Origin of the sequence: Myxococcus xanthus (genome assembly GCF_013116825.1) — a bacterium.
Classification (GTDB): Bacteria; Myxococcota; Myxococcia; order Myxococcales; family Myxococcaceae; genus Myxococcus; species Myxococcus xanthus_B.
In genome coordinates, this window is record NZ_JABFNS010000330.1 from 1 (window position 1) to 420 (window position 420).

Below are 420 nucleotides of genomic sequence, written 5' to 3' on the forward strand. Positions count from 1 at the left end.
GGGTTGAAGTACAGGTGCAGGTTGTTGCCCGTGAGCTTGCGGTTCAGCAACTCGACGCAGCCCAGCTCGATGATGCGGTCGCCGCCTTCGGCGGAGAGGCCGGTGGTTTCGGTATCGAGAACGATCTGCCGCGTCATGCCCGGCCCTCCCGCAGTTCACGCCGCACGGCCATCAATGGTTCTCCTTGGCATGGTTGATGGTGTATTTGGGAATCTCCACCGTCACGTCCTCCTGCGCCAGGATCGCCGGGCACGACAGGCGCGACTGCGGCTCCAGGCCCCAGGCCCGGTCGAGCAGGTCCTCTTCCTCTTCCTCGGCCTCGTTCAGCGAGTTGTAGCCCTGGCGCACGATCACGTGGCAGGTGGTGCAGGCGCAGCTCATGTCGCACGCGTGCTCGATATGGATGCCGTTGTCGAGCAG

General features: G+C 64.3%; 2 protein-coding genes. Both read right to left on the reverse strand.

Annotation, left to right across the window (positions count from 1 at the left end):
- A partial coding sequence (locus HNV26_RS39460; RefSeq protein ID WP_366817114.1) for an exonuclease domain-containing protein occupies positions 1-137 on the reverse strand: 137 nt, incomplete at its 3' end.
- A 34-nt stretch (positions 138-171) separates the two neighbouring features.
- The coding region (gene fdx / locus HNV26_RS37565) for an ISC system 2Fe-2S type ferredoxin (RefSeq protein ID WP_171453064.1) at positions 172-420 on the reverse strand (249 nt) is incomplete at its 5' end.